Origin of the sequence: Neglectibacter sp. X4 (assembly GCF_009917365.1) — a bacterium.
Taxonomy (GTDB): Bacteria; Bacillota; Clostridia; order Oscillospirales; family Acutalibacteraceae; genus Acutalibacter.
Genome location: NZ_QWLE01000265.1, coordinates 1 through 653, shown reverse-complemented (window position 1 = coordinate 653; position 653 = coordinate 1). Strand labels below are relative to the sequence as shown.

General features: G+C 34.6%; 2 protein-coding genes. Both read left to right on the top strand.

Annotated features, from left to right (window positions below; translation table 11 throughout):
- The coding region (locus tag D1841_RS18850) for a hypothetical protein (protein WP_207710209.1) at window positions 1-185 on the top strand (185 nt) is incomplete at its 5' end.
- Window positions 186-459: 274 nt separating this feature from the next.
- Window positions 460-653 (top strand): recombinase family protein (locus tag D1841_RS18045; RefSeq protein WP_166554369.1); only part of this gene is annotated, 194 nt, incomplete at its 3' end.

Genomic DNA, 653 nt, shown 5'->3' with positions numbered 1-653 from the left:
GGGATTGCCGAAAGCAAGCATTGAACGCATTACAATGTGATATTAGTAAAAAGTATCCAAATAAAGATGTCCCTCAAGATTATTTTCAAAAATTGTTGGATCGATATACAACTCAAACCGGTAAAAAGACACCATATGTGGGGATTTTAATTTATTGGTTAAAAAAGAAAATACATAGAATCTGAAGGAAATCATATAAAACCACTCATGCGTTGCTGTTCGGAGTGGTTTTAAATTGAATTTTAAAACTACTTAGGGCGAACTATATAATAGCGTTTTTTCTATTTTGATTATAATTCTTTGTGGGGGTAATTTCGCAAGCAGGATTTTATGTTGGAATCCCAAGTTAAAAAGTTTGGTTTAAATGAATTCAACGAAATAAGTGTATGTCTCACCGTGGGACGAAGGGAAACCTCTTTGATATAATTAGGTAAAAATTATATTAAGGAGGTTCTTTTTATGAACTATGGCTATGCAAGAGTATCCAGTAAGGATCAAAATCTGGATCGGCAGTTATTAGTGCTTCAGGAGTTTGGTATTTCTGATAAGCACATTTATGTAGACCGTAAATCTGGAAAAGATTTTGAACGGCCAGGATACAAGAAACTGATTCGTCGTCTGAAGCCGCAAGATGTGCTGGTAATCGGCAGTAT